The sequence below is a fragment of the Rhizobium sp. P44RR-XXIV genome, assembly GCF_001999485.2.
GTDB lineage: Bacteria > Pseudomonadota > Alphaproteobacteria > Rhizobiales > Rhizobiaceae > Rhizobium.
In genome coordinates, this window is record NZ_MPVZ02000017.1 from 1 (window position 1) to 2,500 (window position 2,500).

The 2,500-nt window shown below is 53.6% G+C and carries 2 rRNA genes (1 of these 2 cut by a window edge); both read right to left on the reverse strand.

Going from position 1 to position 2,500, the window contains the following annotated elements:
* Positions 1-299 precede the first annotated feature (299 nt).
* Positions 300-415 (reverse strand): 5S ribosomal RNA (gene rrf / locus BSK43_RS00145).
* A gap of 144 nt (positions 416-559) precedes the next feature.
* Positions 560-2,500: ribosomal RNA gene (locus tag BSK43_RS00150) — 23S ribosomal RNA — on the reverse strand; it runs 951 nt beyond the window's last position.

Here is a 2,500-nt window from a genome sequence, read left to right on the forward strand (position 1 = left end):
CAGCCTTCCGACATTTTTCCGCAAGCCTTGGAAGAAGCTCCGTCTTTCCCCGTGAAGCCAGGAAACACAGGGGTTCCAGCCTTTCACGAAGGGGCCGGGGAGGCCCTCTGGGGCGTATTTTCGTGCCGCCAGGGGGAGATGGCCGTCCATCCGTTTCATGCAGGATGGGTAGATTCCGGGGCAATTGTGACAGTCGACGGCGGCATCCGCCGTCGGGGAGAGTAGCGAGGAAGCACGCCTTTTTCCGCGCGCAAAAGCAAAACCCCCGGTCATCGCTGACCAGGGGTTTCGGGATAGGAGCTTGACGATGACCTACTCTCACATGGGGAGACCCCACACTACCATCGGCGATGCGTCGTTTCACTTCTGAGTTCGGGAAGGGATCAGGTGGTTCCAACGCTCTATGATCGTCAAGCAATTCGGTTGGATATCCGTTCGCTTGGGCTTACGTCTATCCGGATTCAGGTATGTGATTTCAAGGTGTTTTGCGGTTCATGCGAACTTTCGGTTCGTCGACTTCACCTTACAACACACAATCGTCAGATTGTTTGGGTGTTATATGGTCAAGCCTCACGGGCAATTAGTACTGGTTAGCTCAACGCCTCACAACGCTTACACACCCAGGCCTATCAACGTGGTAGTCTTCGACGGCCCTTCAGGGGAATCAAGTTCCCAGTGAGATCTCATCTTGAGGCAAGTTTCCCGCTTAGATGCTTTCAGCGGTTATCTTTTCCGAACATAGCTACCCGGCAATGCCACTGGCGTGACAACCGGAACACCAGAGGTTCGTCCACTCCGGTCCTCTCGTACTAGGAGCAGCCCCTCTCAAATCTCAAACGTCCACGGCAGATAGGGACCGAACTGTCTCACGACGTTCTAAACCCAGCTCGCGTACCACTTTAAATGGCGAACAGCCATACCCTTGGGACCGGCTTCAGCCCCAGGATGTGATGAGCCGACATCGAGGTGCCAAACAACCCCGTCGATATGAACTCTTGGGCGGTATCAGCCTGTTATCCCCGGAGTACCTTTTATCCGTTGAGCGATGGCCCTTCCATACAGAACCACCGGATCACTAAGACCTACTTTCGTACCTGCTCGACGTGTCTGTCTCGCAGTCAAGCGCGCTTTTGCCTTTATACTCTGCGACCGATTTCCGACCGGTCTGAGCGCACCTTCGTACTCCTCCGTTACTCTTTAGGAGGAGACCGCCCCAGTCAAACTGCCCACCATACACTGTCCTCGATCCGGATTACGGACCAGAGTTAGAACCTCAAGCATGCCAGGGTGGTATTTCAAGGATGGCTCCACGCGAACTGGCGTCCACGCTTCAAAGCCTCCCACCTATCCTACACAAGCAGGCTCAAAGTCCAGTGCAAAGCTACAGTAAAGGTTCACGGGGTCTTTCCGTCTAGCCGCGGATACACTGCATCTTCACAGCGATTTCAATTTCACTGAGTCTCGGGTGGAGACAGCGCCGCCATCGTTACGCCATTCGTGCAGGTCGGAACTTACCCGACAAGGAATTTCGCTACCTTAGGACCGTTATAGTTACGGCCGCCGTTTACTGGGGCTTCGATCAAGAGCTTCGCTTGCGCTAACCCCATCAATTAACCTTCCGGCACCGGGCAGGCGTCACACCCTATACGTCCACTTTCGTGTTTGCAGAGTGCTGTGTTTTTAATAAACAGTCGCAGCGGCCTGGTATCTTCGACCAGCCAGAGCTTACGGAGTAAATCCTTCACCCTAGCCGGCGCACCTTCTCCCGAAGTTACGGTGCCATTTTGCCTAGTTCCTTCACCCGAGTTCTCTCAAGCGCCTTGGTATACTCTACCCGACCACCTGTGTCGGTTTGGGGTACGGTTCCTGGTTACCTGAAGCTTAGAAGCTTTTCTTGGAAGCATGGCATCAACCACTTCGTCATCTAAAAGACGACTCGTCATCAGCTCTCGGCCTTGAAACCCCGGATTTACCTAAGATTTCAGCCTACCACCTTAAACTTGGACAACCAACGCCAAGCTGGCCTAGCCTTCTCCGTCCCTCCATCGCAGTAACCAGAAGTACAGGAATATTAACCTGTTTCCCATCGACTACGCTTTTCAGCCTCGCCTTAGGAACCGACTAACCCTGCGTCGATTAACGTTGCGCAGGAACCCTTGGTCTTTCGGCGTGGATGTTTTTCACACCCATTGTCGTTACTCATGTCAGCATTCGCACTTCTGATACCTCCAGCAAGCTTCTCAACTCACCTTCACAGGCTTACAGAACGCTCCTCTACCGCGTCACTTACGTGACACCCGCAGCTTCGGTGTGTGGTTTGAGCCCCGTTACATCTTCCGCGCAGGCCGACTCGACTAGTGAGCTATTACGCTTTCTTTAAAGGATGGCTGCTTCTAAGCCAACCTCCTAGCTGTCTAAGCCTTCCCACATCGTTTACCACTTAACCACAACTTTGGGACCTTAGCTGGCGGTCTGGGTTGTTGCCCTTTTCACGACGGAC